This is a genomic window from Veillonella sp. CNR 79/14 (assembly GCF_003992185.1).
Classification (GTDB): domain Bacteria; phylum Bacillota; class Negativicutes; order Veillonellales; family Veillonellaceae; genus F0422.
The window spans coordinates 54,597-75,284 of record NZ_RQVH01000010.1; the positions used below are offsets into that span (position 1 = coordinate 54,597).

A 20,688-nucleotide genomic window follows, 5' to 3' on the forward strand; every position below is an offset into this window, starting at 1 on the left:
CCTAGTCTTTCTCACGTTTTACAATGATGACAGGTTTTTCAGTTAAAGAATCATCTGGTACCACTTGTACAGGTTCTTCTTTTGCTTTTACAGCCGGAGCTGGCGTTGATTCAGCTACTCCTTTTGATGCTGCTACTGGTTCAGCTGCTGCTTTTGGTGCGACCACTGGCTCCACAGGAGCTTTTTGCACAGCTCCCGTATCTACACCATGTACTTCCACCCCAGAAATAGTAACAGAGGATTCAGGCTGTACATACACAAGAGTTCCTACTGGTAAATCAATAGATTTACCTTTTACAAAGAAGCCCCCTACAAGGCCTACAGGTCCTAATAAAACAGCCCCTGCTACAGACGCACCAGCCGCTTTTAGTTCTCCTTTTGTTTTAGACTTAGCTTCTTCACCTTGGATGGCTGTGAAAACTGTACCATCAATACCTTGTAATTTATCAAATACAATGTTTAATTTTGCATTACGTCCAAAAGATCTTGCTTTTGTAATTTCCGTAATATGGCCAGTACCTACTGTTCCTTTAGGAATCAACAGAGTTTCCCCATCCATTACATCTTCTGCTACTTTGACATGAACTACATCATCTTTCACATTTTTTTGAGATGTTACTGGTTCTGTTAATTCTAGAGTAAATACTTGATCAGCCCCAATAGTTCCTAGTTTTGTTCGCAATGCTACTTGTGTTCCAAAAATAGATTGCTTTAATTTTTGTACACGACTTTGTAAAGAACCTTTTGCTTCTAGTCCATTCACACTGCGTTCCATTTCGCCAATGCGTTCTACGAGAGAGCCACTATGAACTTCATCATAATACATCCATTCCAAAGCATTGACTTCTTGATGCAATGTTACCTTTGTTCCTTGACCTTCCACAGATGTATACAAAGATTCCACTTGCCCTGTAATACTACCTTGTTGTTTTGTACCATAAATAGTATCTTGTAATTGATGTACTCGATCTGTTAATGCACCTACTTGTACTTTACCATACACAGTACTTTCCAAAGCTTCTGTTTTTTCTAATACTGTGTCTGGTGCAGCCCATACACTTGTTGCTAAAAGAGCAAATACAGCTCCTAATACAGCAGAACGTTTCATAGTATCTCCTCATCTCTACTAACACATAGATAGCACGGGCAAGCCCGTGCTAATCCATTAAATCTTCAAATCTATAATTGCGGATACGCCAACCCCTTGAATGCGATTTGCAGTCGTTGGGTTCGTACTGTCAATCGGTACTAGTCCTTTTACGCGAGCTACGGAATTAAAACTAGCCTCAATTTGTGCTACCGCTTCCACACGTTCCACTTCACTACTAGGTCCTGTTATCTGTGCTGCACCAATATGGCCACCTTTACCAAGACTGACAATAGGAACTACTTTTGTTGAATAGGTAGTACTCAAATTATTTTGCTTTAATAAATTGTTCAAGAAATTATTAATGGAGTCTCCATATTTATCTACTAGAAAGCCCACGCCTCCCACTTTCAAGGCGCCTCCTAATAAACTTCCTAAATTGAACGCCTGAGCTTGTTGCACTCCAACAACACCCACAGTGGCTACTGAGAATGCTACCATAGCAGCTACGATTTGTTTTTTCATCGTAATATCCTCCTTTTCCTTTCCATTGTATCAAAAAATAAATTTTTATTCTATACAAAGTATATGAGATATCCATGATTTTTTCGTGAAATCTTACATTTTTTAGCAAATCCGTGGAACTTGGTCTTCTCCGAGCATATCTAACAAACGAATTCCGCCTACTGCCGTTTGTAAACCTACTTTACCAGCATTACCATTCACTATATCACCAATGATGACAGCATCACAACCTTCTGTAAAAGTCCGCATCATCTGCACTACATCATCTGCCACATCAGCACGTACAATGACAATCATTTTACCTTCATTGGCTAAATACAATGGGTCATACCCTAATACTTGGCATACGGCTTGCACTTCCTCACGGACAGGAATGGCAGACTCTTGCAATCGAATCCCCTTTTGAGCAGAATTTGCAATTTCTTGTAATGTGGTGGCCAATCCACCACGAGTAGGATCTCTAAAAAAAGCAATATTTTTTCCAAATGTTTCCAATAAGGCATGGGACATAGTATGTAAGGGAGCACAATCTGTCTGAATTGTGTCTGGCAAATCTAATCCATACCGAGTTCCCATAACAGCAATGGCATGGTCACCCAAGGTGCCGGATACAATAACTTTCATACCACTTTCAATATAGGGAGTACCTAACTGTACATAGTCTGGTACAATACCTACACCGGCTGTATTGATATAGATTCCGTCAACAGAACCCTTTTCTACCACCTTCGTGTCTCCTGTAATGATAGAAACACCCGCTTGTTGTGCCATATCAGACATGGTTTGTAGCACCACTTCTAACGTAGGGATAGGCAACCCTTCCTCTAAAATGAGTCCACAAGACAAATACTGAGGAATAGCACCCATCATGGCTAAGTCATTCACTGTACCACATACAGCTAACTTACCAATGTTACCACCAGGAAATATATGCGGCGTCACTACATAGGAATCTGTGCTCATAGCCATACGCCCATTAGTAACGGGAAATACAGCCCCATCATGTAATTCATTTAATATTGGATTAGAAAAATATTTCACAATATATTTGTCCACTAGTTCGTGGCTAAATTTACCACCATTACCATGGACTAACCGAATCCGTTCCATTTATTCCTCCCAAGTCATTCCACCGCTGGAAAAACCGTATTTATACCAAGCTGAACAACTACCTTCTACGGATACCATACAAGCTCCTACTGGATGCTCTGGCGTACAAAGTTTGCCAAATAAAGGGCATGCATCAGGATGAATCATCCCTTGGATAACAGACCCACATTGGCAACCTTTCGGTCCATCACTAGTGGTAAACGGAGGCAATGGTAATTGTACTAATGCATCATAAGCAGACCATTCACCTCGCAACTTTAATCCTGATGCAGGTAAGGTACCAATACCACGCCAACCATCATCAGACGGCTCATACAAGGTATCCATTAATTGTTGTGCTACTGGATTTCCCGTTTTTGCCACCACGGACCGATACGTATTTCCTACATAAAATTTCTTTTCTTTACGTTGTTCTAAGAGATTTACAATGGCTGCTAAAATTTCCACACCATCAAAGCCAGCAATACAACTTGGCATATGATATTCATCAGCTAAGAATTGATACGGCTGTTCTCCAATGATAACGCTTACATGACCTGGCAACAAGAATCCATCAATTTGATGATCTGGATTACTTAATAAAGCGCGTAATGCAGGAGGCACCAATTTATGAGAAATCAAGAAAAATACATTCTTGAGTCCCTTTGCATGAACTGCCTGTATTGTAGCTGCTATGACAGCTATAGTCGTTTCAAAGCCAATGCCTAAGAAGATAATCTTCTTATCTGTATATTGTTCACTTAAGGAAAGTACTTCCATTGGGCTATAGATAATCTCAATGTGGGCCCCCTCTTCTTTAGATTGCCATAAATTACCTGTCGTGCCAGGTACTTTCAGCATATCTCCAAAGGTGGCAATCACTACGTCATCTTGAGCTGCATAGGCCAGAGCTTGGTCCATATATTGTTGATCTGTCACACAGACAGGACATCCAGGTCCACTAATCAGCTCGATGCCTTTCGGTAACATTTGACGGATGCCTTCACGGAAGATAGCCACGGTATGGGTCCCGCAGACTTCCATAAACCGCACCGTTTCTTCTGGATCATGTAATTCACGAATCCGCTCTAGTAAGCTAGTTGCGACCTTCGATTTTTCTGTTAAAGTAATCTTGTTCAAGTTCTTCTAATTCGCGGAATGCCTCAAGGGTCAAACGCGCTTCCTCCTCATCTACAATTTGTACGGCACAGCCCGCATGGACTAATAGCCAATCTCCAATTTTTGCTTCCGGCACCAATAACAGACTGCACTCTCGTTGTACCCCTGTTAGTTCTACGGTACCAATCGTTTCATTAATATGCACCAACTGTGCAGGTACTGCTAAACACATAGTATCTCCTATCTATTCATATGACTTCCTAACCATAATTGTCCTAAAGCGATACCGCCATCATTCAAAGGGCTTTGGTTAGGAATGTGGATATGGTACTCTTCTAATTCCCGTATCACTCCTTCTAGGAGAATGCGATTTTGGAATACTCCTCCACACAAGACAATATGCGAAATTTGTCGCTCCTTACAACATTGTTTCGCCATCTGTCCTATATAATATATCAAAGTTCTGTGAAAGTTTGCTGAGATTTTTGCTACACTTTCACCATCTTTTAATTGTTCTATCACAGATCGTACTAAACTCATTGTATCTAATACCGTTCCGTCCAGCTTCATGTCTAGGATAGTGCCCCTCTCTGAAAGCGCCAGTTGCTCTAACTCGATAGCAAGTTGCGCATCATAGAGATGCTCATGGCCTACCCCTAACAAAGACGCTACTGTATCAAATAAACGACCACCGCTAGAAGACTGTATCATCTGCATATGAGGCATCATTTTCTCTAATAGTTCCCATCCCTTAGGCAGTGTTTTTTTCCACTGTTCTATGACTGTGGGTACCCCTGATGGATAGATCTGATTCATATACCACAATGCTTGACGCCATGGCTCTCGTACAGCTATTTCACCACCTGGCAAAGGGGCATAACTCAAATGTGCCATACGTTCCATATGCTCTTGATGACAATATAAAAACTCACCGCCCCATAGAGTGCCATCTGTGCCATATCCTGTCCCATCAAAGCAAATACCTAACACTGGTTCCTGAATATTATACTCTGCCAGTACCGCTGCCACATGGGCATGATGATGCTGCACTTCTATGACAGGTAATTGATGTTTCTCTGCATAGATTCTACCACACTGTGATGTGTAGTAATTCGGGTGGGCATCCACGATGACCTCTGTTGGTTGTAATTGAAATAAGTCTTCATAGCGCTTCGTTGTGGACCATAGCAAATCCTGTACTCGCTGATGCTCCATATCTCCCATGTAGGGGCTAAGGATAGCATGAGAACCTCGATTCATCGCAAATGCTGCCTTCATATCTGCACCCATAGCTAGCATAGTTGAACTCTTCTCTAATGCTACTACAGGAATGGATACAGGTACGTATCCTCGGCTACGGCGAATCATGATTGATGTATCATGCACCACTTGTACCACAGAATCATCTACAGGAGAGATAATCTCCCGATTGTGAGTCAATATATAGTCTGCTATCCCCTGTAATTCTTCCAATGCCTGGGCATCATTATATAATACAGGATCACCACTTCGGTTCGCACTAGTCATAACCCATAGAGCATTAGACGGTACTAAACTGTAGTGATATGGAGCATAGGTCAGCAAAATGCCTAAGGTTTCCATACCAGGAGCTACACTTGGTGCCACCGTATTATGCTCTGTTACCTTTTGCAACAACACAATAGGCCTTGCTGGGCTCAACAGCAGTTCTTCTTCTGTGTGCGATATATGCACATACTGCTTTGCCGTTTCCAAGGATCCTGCCATGATCGCTAAGGGTTTCCTAGGTCGTCCTTTTCGGTGGCGCAAGGTTTGCACCGCTTTTTCTTGTAAAGCATCACAGACCAAATGATAACCACCAACACCTTTTAAGGCTATAATAGAACCATTTTGTATATGTTCTTTGGCTTGCTCTATGGCATCCTGTCCAGTAGCCAACACCATCCCATCTGTACCTTGTAATGTAAACATCGGTCCACACTGCTCGCAAGCATTAGGCTCTGCATGATACCGTCGCCCTTCGAGATCCTCATATTCCCCTTGGCACTCCTCGCACATAGGGAATGCTTTCATCGATGTTTTATGACGGTCGTAAGGAGTACTTTCAATAATCGTATACCGAGGGCCGCAATTTGTACAATTTGTAAACCCATATTGAAAGCGTCGATTCTCAAAGTCTTGTATGTCCTGCAAGCATGCCTCGCAAGGTGCCATATCGGCGCCAATAAAGGCATTGCCCTGAGCACCTTGGGAAAGGATTATCGTAAACGAGTGCAATGATTGTACTGTGCTTGGTTCTACACGCAAAGAATCAATGCGTCCATGCATAGGCAAGTCAGATTGCAATCGCTCTATAAACAGTCGACAATCTACCTCTACACCTTGTATGTGTATTTCCACACCGCTCGTGTCATTTCTCACTGTCCCCACTAGTCTTAATTCATGGGCTAGTTTAGACACAAAGGGGCGGAATCCTATGCCCTGTACAATGCCTGTTACATGTATGGTGTATGCTTTCATAGAACCCGCCTCCCTTCAGTTATAAAATTTTAGTGATTTTCTTGTCGGATCCCCGCTGCATCCAGTTCAGCTTGGATCATAATAGCACATTCGATACGTTTTTTCTGTAATTTACATCCCATTTCGTATGGTGTGCTAAGATCTCCACCTAATGTTTCATTGTTCGCATGGCAACCGCCGGAGCAGAAGAATTTTGCCCAACAGTTGGCACATGTTTCTTTCGTAAATACGTGAGTATTTCTAAATTGTGTCGGTATGTCATAATTTTTCAAACCATCAAAGACCGTACCAATCACATAGCCATCCTTACCTACGTATTGGTGACATGGGTAAATATCTCCATTTGGTACAACAGCCATATACTCATGACCAGCTCCGCAACCACGTAAGCGTTTCGCCATACATGGTCCACGGTATAAATCCATACGGAAGTGGAAGAAGTTAAATTTCTCACCCCAACCTGCTAGTTGACGTTCTAAATATAAGTCTGCCAATTTTTCATATTCTTTTTCGATGATCGGCATATCCTCAGGACGTAACACATAAGCTCCATCTTCGCCAACCACTGGTTCCATAGACAAATGTTCAAACCCTAAATCTGACATAGCTTCTACATCTTTGCAGAAGTCCAAGTTATTATGTGTATAGGTACCACGTACATAATATTCACGGCCCTCACGCTGTTTAACAGCATTCACTAAGTTCTTCGCTACTGTATTGTAAGTGTCTTTGCCACCAGAACTTGGGCGCATACTATTATGCACATCTTCACGACCATCTAGGGACAGCACCAAACTCATGTTATGCTCATTCACATAATCGATTTTATCCTGTGTCAATAACATGCCGTTAGTGGTCAATGTCAATTTAAAGATTTTTCCATGTTTTTCTTGAATGGATTCAATGTATTCTACGGTTTGTTTCACTACATCCCAGTTCAACAATGGCTCACCACCAAAGAAATCGATTTCACAATGCTGGCGTGGACCACTCATAGAAATCAAGAAATCTACAGCACGTTTCGCCACGTCAAAACTCATTAATTCTCGTTTTACTCCGCCGTAATCACCTTGACTAGCGAAACAATACTTACAAGCTAAGTTGCAATCATGAGCAATGTTTAAGCAAAGAGCTTTTACAATTGGTTTTTCATCTACCACTAGTTTGAACTCTGCAGACATAGGAGCAAAGAGCATTTCCTCTTTGATGAGTTCATCTAACTCATCCATAATTTCATCTAACTCCGCTGCATCCTCTGTAGCATCTAACGCACTATGTACAGCATCACGGTTGGTACCGTTATAGATATCTAATACACGATCAATGAGCTCATCGATCACATGGATAATTCCACTATTTACATCCAATAGAAAGAACTTATCTTTCATTTTAAATTTATGAATCATCGGTTGTAATTCTAACATTCATACCTCCATTAACTTACTAAAGTCTACCGTATATTATATCACTTTATACTCGTAACGTATAGAAAGCTATCAATATAGAGTATACTTTTTCTAAAATTATAGTATGCAAAAAATTGTACTTTTGAAGTACAGATATTATAATTTAGCAAGCTAAAGACATAAAAGGGTTAGCATACAGAATCCCCCTAGATCTGGTACATCTAGGGGGATTTTTGTATGTTTTATAGTAACACTTTTAGTATAATCCTAGAAGTAATATAAAGCAAATAAGCTGCCCACCATATGGTGAACAGCTTATTGCTAATCGAATGATTATTTTTGTTTGCACACTTGGTTACCTACTGTACAGCTAGTTTTGCAAGCAGATTGGCAAGATGTTTGACATTCGCCGCAGCCGCCTGTTTTAGCAGTTTTTTGTAGGGATTCAGTGTTAATTGTACGAATACGTTTAGACATCTTCATTCCTCCTAAGCACAAACTTACTCTATTATATTATCATCTAATACCGTTTCAAGCAAGCAAAAGGCATAGGAATTAGTGAGCTAACGCTTCTTTCAATGTTTTAAGGTTTTCTTCCATGATGTCAAGGTATGTCACATTTTTTTGTGCTTGTTCTTCTGTTAAACCTTCTGCCGGGTTTAATACATACACTTTTACGCCAGTTTCAGCAGCGATAGCATTAGCCAATTTAGGGCTTACCAATTCTTCACTGAAGATTGCTTTTACATTATGTTCTTTGATGAAAGCCACGATATCTGCCATGCGTTCTGGTGTTGGTTCAGCATCTGGAGATACTCCCATAATACCCAATTGTTCAAAACCGTATGCGTTTGCTAAGTAACCAAATGCCATATGGCTAACTACTAAATGTTTGTCGTGTTGTGTTTTACCAAATTCTTCATATTTAGCATGCAAAGCTTGTAATTTTTCTTTGTATGCTTTGCCGTTAGCTTCATAGTATTTTGCATTCGTAGGGTCTGCTTTAGAGAAGGCTTCTACAACGGCATCTACTTCTTTAGCAACATTCATTGGATCTAACCATACATGTGGATCAAACTCGCCATGTTCATGTTCGTGCTCATGTTTATCTTCTTTTTGAGCTTTATTATGGTCATCTTTGTCGTCTTTATGATCTTTGTCATCTTTATGATCTTTGTCATGATCATGTTCGTCTTCATCTTCATCTGGAGCTGGCAACAAAGTAACAGATTTAGACAATTCTACAGGTTGCGCTTTTTGTAGCACATCTTTTTCTAAAATCTTTTCTGTTGGTTCCAAACCTGCACCGCTATATAAGAACACTTTAGCAGTACCAATTTCTTTTAAATCTTTTGCAGTTGGATCCCAATCATGTGGTTCTGCTCCTGGAGGTACTAATAAAGTCACATCAACTTTGTCTCCCCCTACTTGTTTCGCTACATCATATACAGGGAACACGGTAGTAACGACCTTCATTTTTTCAGCTGGTGCTGCTTGTTTTGTATCACTGCCACACCCAGCAATACCTACTGCAGTAGCCACCATAGTAGCTCCTAGTACAAAATAGGTTAATCGTTTTTTCCAATTCATGAGTATACTCCTCCTAACACATAAAAAACAAGAAGTGATTAGTCTTTGCTAATTCACTTCTTGATTATATCCGATTTAAAAAATCCGTGCTTGAATGCATGAGCAGTCTATACACTCAATATCATTATCATTTAAACTTCTTAATCACCGCAATTGCCACTGGTGTTACAACAGCTACTGCTAACAAGGCTTCTGGAATACCATGAGACCATACGATACCCATCACAACATTAAATACTGCCTCTTGTGAAATATGTGTAGCTTTTGCAAATTCTACACCATAAATTGTGTAAATACCAGTCATAACAAGGATTGTATTAGTAGCTGTTCCCAAGAATGCAGCTAAGCCGATACGAATGGCTTTCACCTTAATTGGTACATACATATATACCAACGCTGCCACTAAACCGATCAACATTCTTGGCAATACAGAAATAATAGGATTCATAAATGCAAAGGATAAAATATTAGGCGCCATGTAAGCTTGTACCATACTGTACGCACCGAATAAGAAACCTACTGACATACCTACTTTAGGCCCTTCCACAACACCACCTAAGATAGTTGGGATGTGCAAGATAGTAGCACTAATTGGTGGAATTGGCACAAAGCCCCAACCTGTCATACCAAGTACAATGGTAATCCCTGCCAATAAACCAATAATCGTTAATTGACGTACCGTAAATTTTTGCGATGACTGTGTTTGCAACGCTGTTTCTTTTTCCATGTTTTCCTCCGTTCTTATTCCCTTAGGATATAAGTCGAACCAATAATAAAAAAATGGAACTCAGTTCTGCTCTTCTTGATACAGACTATACAGTTAGTTCCTCGTATAGAGTAGTACAAATCAGCGGTTCTGTCAATCATAAAATGTAATTTTTCTTACAGTTATAAAAAGGCTCTTTGTCAAATGTAGCGACTACTTGTCCCAACATGTATTAATAGATCCTATAAAAAACGAACACCTTATGAGACTCTCATAAAAGTGTTCGTTGTTAATTTACAAACCCAACAATTTTCTGCCTTCTTCCCAAGCAAAGATAGGTGTTAAGAATGTCATTAAATTTTCTTCTTCAAATGGATACGCACGCATGCCAATCGCTTCAGCAGCCTGTACATCAGAAGGTTTATCACCCACAAAGTAGATTAATCGTTTTTCCAATTCATGAGTATACTCCTCCTAACACATAAAAAAACAAGAAGTGATCAGTCTTTGCTAATTCACTTCTTGATTATATCCGATTTAAAAAATCCGTACTTGAATGCATGAGCAGTCTATACACTCAATTTCATTATCATTTAAATTTTTTGATGACAGCTAGTGCCACAGGTGTTACAACGGCTACTCCTAATAGTGCTTCTGGAATACCATGAGACCATGCAATACCCATCACCACATCAAATACAGCTTCTTGTGAAATGTGTGTTGCCTTTGCAAATTCTACACCATAGATTGTATAAATACCAGTCAATACAAGGATAGTACTTGTGACTTTTCCTAAGAAAGCGGCTACACCAATACGGATAGCTCTTACCTTAACTGGCAAGTACATATATACCAACGCTGCTACTAAACCAATCAACATTCTTGGTAATATAGAAATGATTGGATTCATAAACACGAAAGATAAAACATTCGGTGACATATACGCTCGTACCATACTGTAAGCACCAAATAAGAACCCTACTGACATCCCCACTTTAGGACCTTCTACGATACCACCTAAAAGGGTTGGAATATGCAAGATGGTCCCACTAATTGGTGGGATTGGCACAAAGCCCCATCCTGTCATGCCAAGTACAATCGTAATCCCTGCCAATAAGCCAATAATCGTTAATTGACGTACCGTAAATTTTTGCGATGGTTGTGTTTGCAACGCTGTTTCTTTTTCCATGTTTTCCTCCGTTCTTATTCCCTTAGGATATAAGTCGAACCAATACTAAAAAATGGAACTCAGTTCTGTTCTTCTTGATACAGACTATACAGTTAGTTCCTCGTATAGAGTAGTACAAATCAGCTATTCCGTCAATCATAAAATGTAACTTTTCTTACACATAACAGTTAAGTAACGTATAGTAAAGTGTTCCACCTCTATCTGCAATATAAGCACGTAACAAGAAAAAGAACACTCTCTGATATATTTCATGAGAGTGTTCTTTCCAAACATTACAGACCTAACAATTTTCTGCCTTCTTCCCAAGCAAAGATTGGTGTTAAGAATGTCATTAAATTTTCTTCTTCAAATGGATACGCACGCATGCCGATGGATTCAGCTGCCTCTACATCAGATGGTTTGTCCCCTACTAAGAAACTGCCATCTACATCCACATGCCACTCTTCAATGGCTTTTGTTAGCATACCTGGATTAGGTTTGCGACAATCGCAAGCTTTCTTGTAGGCCTCTACTGTCCCTTCTGGATGATGTGGACAGTAATAGTAGGCTAATATATGTACACCTTCTGCTTCTAAACGACGGGACATTTCAGCATGTAACGCTTGCACATCTTCCTCTGTATAGTAGCCTCGTGCAACCCCACTTTGGTTAGTTACCACAATGATATCATACCCACGTGTTTGGGCTTCTTTCATAGCTTCAATAGCACCAGGAATAAATTCTAATTGTGCAGGATTACTCAAATATCCTACATCCACGTTAATAACCCCATCACGATCTAAAAATAATACATTTCTAGTTTCCATTATTTTACATACCCTTCATTATCACGTAATAACGCACAATACTCATGGACTGCTTGTTCTAATGGTGTAAATCCTTTATCATAGCCAGCAGCTAACAATTTTGTTGTATCTGCTTGCGTATAGCTTTGGTATTTACCCTTTAATACTTCTGGGAAATCGATATAACGAATCTCGCCTTTTCCAGCGAAGGAAATAACAGCTTTCATAAACTCATTAAATGTATGTGCATGACCTGTACCACAGTTGAATACACCACTAATTTCAGGGTGTTCCCAGAAATAGAAATTCACATTTACCACATCGTTTACATAGATAAAATCACGGGTTTGCTCACCGTCACCATATCCATCGATGCCTTTAAAGAGTGTAATTTCACCAGTTTCCATCAATTTATAATACATTTGACGCACCAAAGATGCCATCTTATCTTTATGTGTTTCATTCGGTCCAAAGACATTGAAATAGCGTAAGCCCACACATTGAGATTGTAATTGGTTTCTAAATTTTGCTACATAGCGGTCAAATAGTAGTTTAGAATACGCATATGGATTTAAAGCTTGTTCGCAAGATGGGTCTTCGCGGAATCCATTAGTCCCATGTCCATAGGTGGATGCAGAAGATGCATAGATGAAAGGAACTCGACGTTCTTGGCAATAATGAAAGAGATTTTTAGATCCTTCATAGTTATTTTTCATCATATATCTACCATCATAATTCATAGTGTCTGCACAAGCACCTTCGTGGAATACCACTTCGATAGGTCCACAATCAAAGGTATTTTGTTCTACCGCAGTATCAAAATCTTCATAATCGATATAATCTGCAAAATCCAACATTTCAATGTTGCGGATTTTACGACCATCCGTTAAATCATCAACAATCAAAATATCATTGCGACCTTTATTATTCAACTGTTTTACAATATTGGAGCCGATAAAGCCAGCACCACCAGTAACAATAATCATAGTTTTCCTTCCTCTATTAATCCTTGAATACGTTCAATGATTCCTGTTGTGGAATATCCCTCTTGGAACGGCAAGATTTGTACTTCCTCTACAAACTCCTTGCCAATGACGTCTTCTGGCTTATAATCTCCACCTTTAACCAATATATTTGGTCGCAACTGTGAAAGCACCTCTGCTGGCGTATCTTCTTCAAATAGAACCACACCATCTACAAAGCCTAAAGAGCTCATCAATAAGGCTCTATCTAGTTCATGATTGATAGGACGACTATCCCCTTTTAAACGACGCACAGAGCTATCTGAATTGAGGGCCACCACCAAATGATCACCCAGTGTTGCTGCCTCTTTTAAATAGGTCAAATGACCACGATGTAAAATATCAAAACAACCATTCGTAAAGACAACCACTTCACCACGATCTTGCCACAACCGTATCTTTTGGGCTAATGCATCTACAGAATAGATGCTTTCTTTATCTTCTTTTTTTGCTTTCATAGAAGACAATAAATCTAATAATTCCTGACGGTGAATTGGATAGGTACCTACTTTGGATACCACCACACCTGCTGCTGCATTGGCTGCTACTAAAGCGGCTCGGATAGATAAGCCCGCAATTAATGTAGTGAGCATCATGGCCACTACCGTATCGCCGGCACCGCTCACATCGAATACATCTTGCTGTTTCGTTTCTGCATTGTGCCACACATTGCCGTCTTTACGAACTAAGGTAATCCCTTTCGCCGAACGCGTAACAATGATAAAGTCTAGCTCCATGTTATCCAAAATATGACGTGCTGCTTTCACAACCGCTTCATCTGTGTTGGGCACTTCATAGCCTACAGCTTCACTGAGTTCCTTCACATTAGGAGTAATACAAGTAGCACCGTTATATTTTGACCAGTCAGAGCCTTTCGGATCCACAATAGTCATAATGCCAACAGCACGAGTTTTACTGAATACTTGGCTTAGTAAGGATGGCTGACAAATCCCTTTTCCATAATCGGAAATCACAAGGCCTTGTAAACCTTTGTGTAACAACTCATCTAGCCAAGTAAGGATAGCTGTTTCACTGGCGCTGGACACAGGCTGATTCACTTCATAATCTAAGCGAATCATTTGCTGTTGTCCACCTAAGATACGTGTTTTCGTGGTAGTCGGAATAGAATCTTCAGTAAAGACGCCAGTACTTTGGATACCATTATCTTCTAATAATTGGCGTACTATCTTACCATGTGCATCATCGCCAATACGAGATGCCATATGCACTTGGCAATCTAATTGAGCTAAATTATTTGCTACATTGGCAGCACCGCCTAACACTTCCGTTTCACGTTGCACTAAATTCACAGGCACTGGAGATTCTGGAGAGATACGACTTACATCGCCAAAAATATAGCGATCTAACATGCAGTCACCAATAACCCCTACTTGTAATTGTGGTAAATCACGAAGCAAAAACGATTGTAATGTACGGTTAGGCATAATCTTCTTCCACCAATTCACATAAAATATGGCCCGCTAAAATATGCATTTCTTGAATACGGGCTGTTACTTTAGATGGCACTGCAAAAGTTAAATCGCATAACTCTGCCATTTTTCCGCCACCTTCACCAGTAAAAGCAAAGGTATGCATGCCAATATTACGAGCAGATTCTACGGCTTTTACTACATTTTTACTATTTCCAGATGTAGAAATACCAATCAAAATATCTCCAGACCGGCCTAAGCCATCTACTTGTCGGGCAAACACTTCATCGTAGCCATAATCATTACCTACAGCTGTCAAAATAGACGTATCTGTGGTCAGAGCAATAGATGCTAACGAACGACGTTCTTTTTGAAAGCGTCCCACTAATTCCGCTGCTAAATGCTGAGAATCTGCGGCGGAACCACCATTACCGCAAAATAAAATTTTATTGCCTGCTGCCAGCGCTGCCTTACAACGCTCCGCCATAGCTTCAATAACACCCATCACTTCATAGGTAGCACTCATTGTGTCTACATGATCTGAAAAGCGGGCACTAATAACTGGATGTAACTCACTCATGTGTTGTATCCTTTCCATGATTGTCCAATAAATCGTGTAATTCTTGTAGGAAACTTTCTACATTATTAAATTGTCGGTAGACGGAGGCAAATCGCACATACGCAACTTGGTCTACATCCTTCAACAAGGACAATACAATTTCACCAATTCGCTCCGTAGTCACTTCTTGCTCTACTTCCATGCGAATTTGTTTTTCCGTTTCATTCACAATCGATTCTAATTGATCTGTGGAAATGCCTCGTTTACTACAAGATCTCCACAAGCCATTCATCAATTTAGATCGATCAAATAATTCTTTTTTCTGATCTCGTTTAATCACCATGATCGGTAAATCTTCAATGACTTCATAGGTTGTAAAGCGTTTTCCGCAGCTCATACATTCCCGACGACGACGAATATTATTATCGTCAGTTGACCGTGAATCTGTCACTTTAATTTCATCATGATGACAATAAGGACATTTCATACCGTATCCTCCTATTGGTTGCGCAAGAAGGTCTTTCCTTGCTGTTGAATTTCTTCTATAAAAGTATCTAACATTTCATAGCGTTTACGATACATATTTCGTTTATGTGTTTTCGCTGTTTCGTAGGTTTTCCGTTCCTCTTCTAAAGGAATCACAAAGAATCGAGAGTCTTGTTCCCATACGTGACCGCCTAATTCTTCCCAAAAGTCATCAAATTTCACTAATTTATGGCGATTAAAACGAATTAAATGCGTATTTGTATAGAATCCTTCATCGGACACTGCATACAAGATCTCAATACCTAAGCAAGTGGCTAATTGACGTAATAGAAAGAACATAAAGTTTTTAGGGCGATAGCCATGCATTTTTTTCGTCAGCTTCTTTGCCTTATCTAGACCCTCTTTATATCCCTGAATAGTACCAATCCAAATACATGGTTGTCCCGATGGATCTACACCTAATCGGAAGTTGATATGATAGATTCCATCCCCTTCGTAGGTTAAGAGCAAACTTAGCAGTCCTTCTTTACGTTGTCCTGGCATATATTGTAAGGTAGCTTCTAAAGCTAATTCTTCAGAATGCCATAAACTAATTCCACTTTCAGAGGGACTGTACAAGGATCGAATCGCATCGTCTGTCACATATTTCGGTAGCATATCAAAATGTTGTGTAATACAGTTTAATCGTTCTTGAGCCGTAGATTCCTTATACAAGAATACACGATTAATAATCTCCCAAATACCCTCTTGATCTTGTAACAAATTTGGATAGCTATAGTAGTGTTCAAAATAGGCTTCCAATTGTTTCAACTGAGATTTATTTTTATAGGAACGGGCAGTGAATAAAAAAATACGTCGTTTTTCACGCCAGCTATGGTATCCATATATTCTTTTACCTAATTCCCATTGTTGCTTTGCATATGTAAACACGGTACATCCTCCTTAGGATAGACTATATCAAACTATATTATACTCCATTTCAACAATGAAATTCAATGATATGCAAAAAACTAGAGAGTTCTAAGACTAAGCCTTAAAACTCTCTAGTGAAAGAAATGTGGTTACATTCCTTAGTATATGTTGTTATTTACTGCCTGTGCTACCAATACCACCAGTACGAATACCGCGCGCATCGTCATCATTTGTGAGTAAGTATTTGGAGAAGATACCTTGTGCTACTCGTTCTCCTTTTTCTAAGGCAACGGGAGCGTCTGTAATGTTATACACAGCAATCATAATATGACCTTCGTTATCTTCATTATTATAGTAATCAGAGTCAATAATCCCTGTACTATTAGTGAGCATCAAACCTCGTTTGATAGCCATGCTTGAGCGAACGTGGATCGCTAAATATTCATCATAATGCATGAACGCTTTCAATCCTGTAGGAATCAATACTGTTTCCTTAGGGCCTACTACAACAGATTCTGCACATTCAATATCATAGCCTGCACTTTCAGAAGTCTTACGCTTCGGTAAATTGATACCTTGTCCTTCAAAGGCAGAAACTACTTCAAATCCACGAATATCCATAGTGCACCTCAATTATTTTAATAGCTCTTTGCGGGACAAATTGATACGACCTTTGTCATCGATTTCGATAACTTTAACCATAATTTCATCGCCTACATTGACTACATCTTCTACTTTTTCTACACGTTCTCTTGCTAATTGAGAAATATGAACTAAGCCTTCTTTACCTGGCAATACTTCTACAAAAGCACCAAAATTCATCAAACGAGTGACTTTACCCATGTACACTTCGCCTGCTTCTACTTCTTTTGTCAAGTTCGTAATGATTTGGATTGCTTTTTCAGCCGCTTCTGCTTCTACTGCAGCAATGGAGATAGTGCCATCATCTTCGATGTCAATTTTAGCACCAGTTTCTTCAATAATGCCACGGATAACTTTGCCACCTGTACCGATAACGTCACGGATTTTGTCTGGATCAATTTTCATCGTTACGATGCGAGGAGCCCATTTAGACATTTCTTCACGTGGTGCTTGGATAGCTTCCATCATTTTACCCATGATGTGCATACGACCTTTGTGAGCTTGCGCTAATGCTTCTTCTAAGATTTCACGAGATAAACCGGAAATTTTAATATCCATTTGGATGGCAGTCACACCTTTTGTAGTACCTGCTACTTTAAAGTCCATATCACCTAAAGCATCTTCCATACCTTGGATATCTGTTAGAATTGTATAATGTTCATCTTGTGTTACAAGACCCATTGCTACCCCAGCTACTGGCGCTGTAATAGGCACCCCTGCATCCATCAAGGATAAAGTGGAACCACATACGCTGGCCATGGAGCTAGAACCATTGGATTCTAATACTTCAGATACTAAACGCATAGCATATGGGAATTCTGCTTCTGTTGGAAGAACTGCTAATAATGCTCTTTCAGCCAACGCACCATGACCAATTTCACGACGTCCAGGACCACGAGAGGAACGAGTTTCCCCTACGGAGAAAGATGGGAAATTGTAATGGTGAATATATCGTTTTTCTGTATCTAAACCAATGCCATCGATGGTTTGTTTTTCAGACAATGGAGCCAAGGTACAAATGTTTAATACTTGTGTTTGACCACGTGTGAACAAGCCAGAACCATGCGTACGTGGCAATGCGCTAACGCGACACGAAATAGGGCGAACTTCATCTAATTGACGGCCATCTGGACGGATTTTTTCTACCGTAATCATATGACGTACAATTTCTTTCACCATTTTTTCTAATGTAGCGTAAATATCGCCTGCTTGTTCTGGGAATTGTTCCGCAAAATGAGCCAATACCTCTTCGAACACAGCTTGTTGTTGCTCTTCCCGTTGTACTTTATCTGCACAGCGTACAGCTGCATCTAATTTGGCATGTGCATAAGCACGAACTGCTTCTGCCACTACTGGATCTACTTCTTTAATTGGGAATGTGCGTTTTTCATGACCAATTTCAGCTACCATAGTTTCTTGGAAAGCTACAATTTTTTTGATTTCTTCGTGAGCCGTCATGATCACTTCTAAGATGATATCTTCAGGAATTTCATTCGCTTCCCCTTCTACCATCAAGATCGCGTCCTTCGTACCAGCTACTACCATATTTAATGTAGTTGCTTCTAATTGTGCTTTAGTTGGGTTCACCACAATATTGCCATCTACAAGACCCATGCGCACACCAGCGATAGGCCCTGCCCAAGGAATATCGGAAATGGATAATGCCGCAGAAGCACCAATCAATGCACAGATTTCAGGTGCATGGTCATGATCAACAGATAATACAGTAGCTACTACATGTACTTCATTACGGCTACCTTTATCGAATAAAGGACGGATTGGACGGTCAATCAAACGGCTATTCAAAATAGCAGACTCTGGTGGACGTGCTTCACGTTTAATAAAACCACCTGGGAATCTACCAACAGCATACATTTTTTCTTCGTAATCTACTGTTAATGGGAAAAAGTCAATATCTTTTGCCTCTTTAGATGCCGTTGCTGTAACCAATACAACCGTATCACCATATTGTACTAATGCAGAACCACTTGCTTGTTTTGCTAACTCGCCAGTTTCGATTGATAACGTGCGACCAGCAAGTTCCATTTGGAATCGATTCATTCCATGCCTCCTGTTTAATTCTTTATCCTTAAAAATCTTTATAGTTGTTATTATACACGAGAAGAGGGGGAAATACAATTTACTGATAATGGTTCATGAAAGTTTATAAAAAAAAGATTAGACTGTGTAATCCCAGTCTAATCTAGCCTCTCATATATTCAAACGTATCATTTTCATAAAAAGCATGTTTGGCATTCTTCCTATTATAAACATACTATTAATTTAACCTTTATACATGCACAAGTTACATGTGGTTACTCACATAATTAAAAGATTGAGATATTTACAGAATCACACTACTCTCAAACCCCACTTTCAGCTAAAGTTTAGAAGCTTACTATATCGCAAAGCACGTAAACTTTATATGTATTTAGTTGATACCTTTTGAAAATATATATCAGCTACTGATAGTATATCATATTTTGAAAAATATTTGATAGTTATTATTAACATTTAATTACTTATAAGTAAAGAATATGGCTATATACCAAACGTTTTAGCTTGAAATATTTACGGAATCACACTACTCTCAAACGCTCCATTTTTTAACATCATCATTAGAGATGTTTGAGACATTTACAAAATCACACTACTCTCAAACTATCTGAAGTTCAATCTCTTTAGTGCGTTGGTTTGAGACATTTACAGAATCACACTACTCTCAAACTTGTACTCTGCCAAAAGATCTTGTGTTTTCGTTTGAGATATTTACAGAATCACACTACTCTCAAACCCCAAATACAAGTTCGAAGTTCCAAAGCTTGTCCAGTCACCACCAAGTGTAATCCTGTAAATATCATTAAATCAAACAAAAGTCATTATCTAAAGTATACCCATTAATTAAGGATTAATCAATATCTTGTAACCCATATGAACCTGAAGATATACATAGAATACATAGCTGTTTCGCTAATATAGTACTAAAAAACAACTGCACCTCCTCCAGGTCTAAATACAAATCTATATTCATAATTACGAATAAATCTGGATCTAATAATTCATGAACAATATCGATGGTTGAATCCTGATAAAATAGTTTAATAGGACTATCACTCTTTCTGTTGTATCTAGCACTTCATTAAGTTTTGATTGCTTAGTTATAACTACCGTGCGACAACTCATAGTATCTCCTATTTTATTTTAATTTCTTGTTCATATAAGCCTGTGATAGAGGTTGTAATAACGCTAAATTGTTCCGTATTAGATATATTAATCCCCAGTGTAGAACGAGAACTAGTCATGCCAATTTTTGTAATATCTCGTTTTGTTTTAAAGTTCGTTAACACATTCAACACTTCCAATAGCACACTAGCTTGGTCCTCTAAAGATAATGCTATGAATGTATCAAAGCCAACTGTTCGAAACTCTTCTAATTTATTTCCTTTCATCTTAGAAAATAGAGGAGTATCAAGTTTTTTTAACAACTCTTGATATAAGGCAATATTTTGTTCTTTACTAACTGTAACTTCTTTATGGTTATAAGATGTTTTTATATTCTCAATACGGAATGTTTTTGAGTTTTCTATCTTTTTAATAGCTACTTTTTCTAGCAATTTAATATATACACTCGATGTTATATCC

21 protein-coding genes are annotated in these 20,688 nt (G+C 39.2%); all 21 read right to left on the reverse strand.

The genetic code is table 11. The features are described 5' to 3' along the window. Position 1: 1 nt before the first annotated feature. On the reverse strand, positions 2–1,108 hold the full coding sequence (locus EO119_RS04970) for a hypothetical protein (protein ID WP_126940883.1): 1,107 nt from the start codon (positions 1,106–1,108) through the stop codon (positions 2–4). A 57-nt stretch (positions 1,109–1,165) separates the two neighbouring features. Beyond that, entirely contained in the window at positions 1,166–1,612 is a 447-nt protein-coding gene (locus EO119_RS04975) for a hypothetical protein (RefSeq protein WP_062401864.1), read from the reverse strand. 102 nt (positions 1,613–1,714) lie between these two features. Beyond that, complete coding sequence (hypE, locus tag EO119_RS04980; RefSeq protein WP_126940884.1) at positions 1,715–2,722, reverse strand: hydrogenase expression/formation protein HypE; 1,008 nt, start codon at positions 2,720–2,722, stop codon at positions 1,715–1,717. Further along, complete coding sequence (gene hypD, locus EO119_RS04985) at positions 2,723–3,841, reverse strand: hydrogenase formation protein HypD (RefSeq protein WP_126940885.1); 1,119 nt, start codon at positions 3,839–3,841, stop codon at positions 2,723–2,725. It abuts the gene before it with no gap. Beyond that, positions 3,798–4,052 carry a HypC/HybG/HupF family hydrogenase formation chaperone gene (locus EO119_RS04990; RefSeq protein WP_126940886.1) on the reverse strand — a complete coding sequence of 85 codons (255 nt, stop codon included), beginning with the start codon at positions 4,050–4,052 and terminating at the stop codon, positions 3,798–3,800. The genes hypD and EO119_RS04990 overlap by 44 nt, the downstream gene beginning before the upstream one ends. A gap of 8 nt (positions 4,053–4,060) precedes the next feature. After that, positions 4,061–6,319 (reverse strand): carbamoyltransferase HypF, encoded by a 2,259-nt coding sequence (gene hypF / locus EO119_RS04995; protein ID WP_126940887.1) that lies wholly within the window; start codon positions 6,317–6,319, stop codon positions 4,061–4,063. 29 nt (positions 6,320–6,348) lie between these two features. Next, complete coding sequence (gene scfB / locus EO119_RS05000; RefSeq protein ID WP_126940888.1) at positions 6,349–7,743, reverse strand: thioether cross-link-forming SCIFF peptide maturase; 1,395 nt, start codon at positions 7,741–7,743, stop codon at positions 6,349–6,351. A 315-nt stretch (positions 7,744–8,058) separates the two neighbouring features. After that, a complete protein-coding gene (gene scfA / locus EO119_RS05005) occupies positions 8,059–8,202 on the reverse strand; it encodes a six-cysteine ranthipeptide SCIFF (RefSeq protein ID WP_009353042.1) in 144 nt (47 codons plus the stop codon). Positions 8,203–8,280: 78 nt separating this feature from the next. Continuing rightward, complete coding sequence (locus EO119_RS05010; protein WP_009353031.1) at positions 8,281–9,315, reverse strand: metal ABC transporter solute-binding protein, Zn/Mn family; 1,035 nt, start codon at positions 9,313–9,315, stop codon at positions 8,281–8,283. Between the two features lie 127 nt (positions 9,316–9,442). Next, on the reverse strand, positions 9,443–10,042 hold the full coding sequence (locus tag EO119_RS05015; RefSeq protein WP_126940889.1) for an ECF transporter S component: 600 nt from the start codon (positions 10,040–10,042) through the stop codon (positions 9,443–9,445). 273 nt (positions 10,043–10,315) lie between these two features. After that, positions 10,316–10,477 carry a hypothetical protein gene (locus tag EO119_RS05020; RefSeq protein ID WP_009353045.1) on the reverse strand — a complete coding sequence of 54 codons (162 nt, stop codon included), beginning with the start codon at positions 10,475–10,477 and terminating at the stop codon, positions 10,316–10,318. A gap of 133 nt (positions 10,478–10,610) precedes the next feature. Then, positions 10,611–11,210 carry an ECF transporter S component gene (locus EO119_RS05025; protein ID WP_062401874.1) on the reverse strand — a complete coding sequence of 200 codons (600 nt, stop codon included), beginning with the start codon at positions 11,208–11,210 and terminating at the stop codon, positions 10,611–10,613. 272 nt (positions 11,211–11,482) lie between these two features. After that, positions 11,483–12,016 (reverse strand): D-glycero-beta-D-manno-heptose 1,7-bisphosphate 7-phosphatase, encoded by a 534-nt coding sequence (gmhB, locus tag EO119_RS05030; protein WP_126940890.1) that lies wholly within the window; start codon positions 12,014–12,016, stop codon positions 11,483–11,485. After that, positions 12,016–12,981, reverse strand: coding sequence for an ADP-glyceromanno-heptose 6-epimerase (rfaD, locus tag EO119_RS05035; RefSeq protein ID WP_062401879.1), 966 nt, complete (start codon positions 12,979–12,981; stop codon positions 12,016–12,018). Before rfaD ends, gmhB begins: the two co-directional genes overlap by 1 nt. After that, on the reverse strand, positions 12,978–14,462 hold the full coding sequence (locus EO119_RS05040) for a PfkB family carbohydrate kinase (RefSeq protein WP_126940891.1): 1,485 nt from the start codon (positions 14,460–14,462) through the stop codon (positions 12,978–12,980). Before EO119_RS05040 ends, rfaD begins: the two co-directional genes overlap by 4 nt. Continuing rightward, positions 14,455–15,027 (reverse strand): D-sedoheptulose 7-phosphate isomerase, encoded by a 573-nt coding sequence (gene gmhA, locus EO119_RS05045; protein WP_126940892.1) that lies wholly within the window; start codon positions 15,025–15,027, stop codon positions 14,455–14,457. Before gmhA ends, EO119_RS05040 begins: the two co-directional genes overlap by 8 nt. Further along, a complete protein-coding gene (gene nrdR, locus EO119_RS05050) occupies positions 15,020–15,493 on the reverse strand; it encodes a transcriptional regulator NrdR (RefSeq protein ID WP_009353036.1) in 474 nt (157 codons plus the stop codon). The genes gmhA and nrdR overlap by 8 nt, the downstream gene beginning before the upstream one ends. Before the next feature lie 11 nt (positions 15,494–15,504). Next, on the reverse strand, positions 15,505–16,422 hold the full coding sequence (locus EO119_RS05055) for a DUF535 family protein (protein WP_126940893.1): 918 nt from the start codon (positions 16,420–16,422) through the stop codon (positions 15,505–15,507). A gap of 153 nt (positions 16,423–16,575) precedes the next feature. Continuing rightward, complete coding sequence (locus EO119_RS05060) at positions 16,576–17,025, reverse strand: deoxyuridine 5'-triphosphate nucleotidohydrolase (protein ID WP_009353037.1); 450 nt, start codon at positions 17,023–17,025, stop codon at positions 16,576–16,578. Between the two features lie 12 nt (positions 17,026–17,037). After that, entirely contained in the window at positions 17,038–19,107 is a 2,070-nt protein-coding gene (locus EO119_RS05065) for a polyribonucleotide nucleotidyltransferase (RefSeq protein ID WP_062401894.1), read from the reverse strand. Between the two features lie 1,130 nt (positions 19,108–20,237). Next, positions 20,238–20,688 (reverse strand): Cas9 endonuclease PAM-interacting domain-containing protein (locus EO119_RS05070; RefSeq protein WP_305798496.1); only part of this gene is annotated, 451 nt, incomplete at its 5' end.

What these genes read in the sequence shown, in the direction of transcription:
- EO119_RS04970 (WP_126940883.1), bottom strand. Translation starts at nt 1,108, where the DNA reads ATGAAACGTTCTGCTGTATTAGGAGCTGTATTTGCTCTTTTAGCAACA.
- EO119_RS04975 (WP_062401864.1), bottom strand. Translation starts at nt 1,612, where the DNA reads ATGAAAAAACAAATCGTAGCTGCTATGGTAGCATTCTCAGTAGCCACT.
- hypE (WP_126940884.1), bottom strand. Translation starts at nt 2,722, where the DNA reads ATGGAACGGATTCGGTTAGTCCATGGTAATGGTGGTAAATTTAGCCAC.
- EO119_RS04990 (WP_126940886.1), bottom strand. Translation starts at nt 4,052, where the DNA reads ATGTGTTTAGCAGTACCTGCACAGTTGGTGCATATTAATGAAACGATT.
- hypF (WP_126940887.1), bottom strand. Translation starts at nt 6,319, where the DNA reads ATGAAAGCATACACCATACATGTAACAGGCATTGTACAGGGCATAGGA.
- scfB (WP_126940888.1), bottom strand. Translation starts at nt 7,743, where the DNA reads ATGTTAGAATTACAACCGATGATTCATAAATTTAAAATGAAAGATAAG.
- scfA (WP_009353042.1), bottom strand. Translation starts at nt 8,202, where the DNA reads ATGTCTAAACGTATTCGTACAATTAACACTGAATCCCTACAAAAAACT.
- EO119_RS05010 (WP_009353031.1), bottom strand. Translation starts at nt 9,315, where the DNA reads ATGAATTGGAAAAAACGATTAACCTATTTTGTACTAGGAGCTACTATG.
- EO119_RS05015 (WP_126940889.1), bottom strand. Translation starts at nt 10,042, where the DNA reads ATGGAAAAAGAAACAGCGTTGCAAACACAGTCATCGCAAAAATTTACG.
- EO119_RS05025 (WP_062401874.1), bottom strand. Translation starts at nt 11,210, where the DNA reads ATGGAAAAAGAAACAGCGTTGCAAACACAACCATCGCAAAAATTTACG.
- gmhB (WP_126940890.1), bottom strand. Translation starts at nt 12,016, where the DNA reads ATGGAAACTAGAAATGTATTATTTTTAGATCGTGATGGGGTTATTAAC.
- rfaD (WP_062401879.1), bottom strand. Translation starts at nt 12,981, where the DNA reads ATGATTATTGTTACTGGTGGTGCTGGCTTTATCGGCTCCAATATTGTA.
- EO119_RS05040 (WP_126940891.1), bottom strand. Translation starts at nt 14,462, where the DNA reads ATGCCTAACCGTACATTACAATCGTTTTTGCTTCGTGATTTACCACAA.
- gmhA (WP_126940892.1), bottom strand. Translation starts at nt 15,027, where the DNA reads ATGAGTGAGTTACATCCAGTTATTAGTGCCCGCTTTTCAGATCATGTA.
- nrdR (WP_009353036.1), bottom strand. Translation starts at nt 15,493, where the DNA reads ATGAAATGTCCTTATTGTCATCATGATGAAATTAAAGTGACAGATTCA.
- EO119_RS05060 (WP_009353037.1), bottom strand. Translation starts at nt 17,025, where the DNA reads ATGGATATTCGTGGATTTGAAGTAGTTTCTGCCTTTGAAGGACAAGGT.
- EO119_RS05065 (WP_062401894.1), bottom strand. Translation starts at nt 19,107, where the DNA reads ATGAATCGATTCCAAATGGAACTTGCTGGTCGCACGTTATCAATCGAA.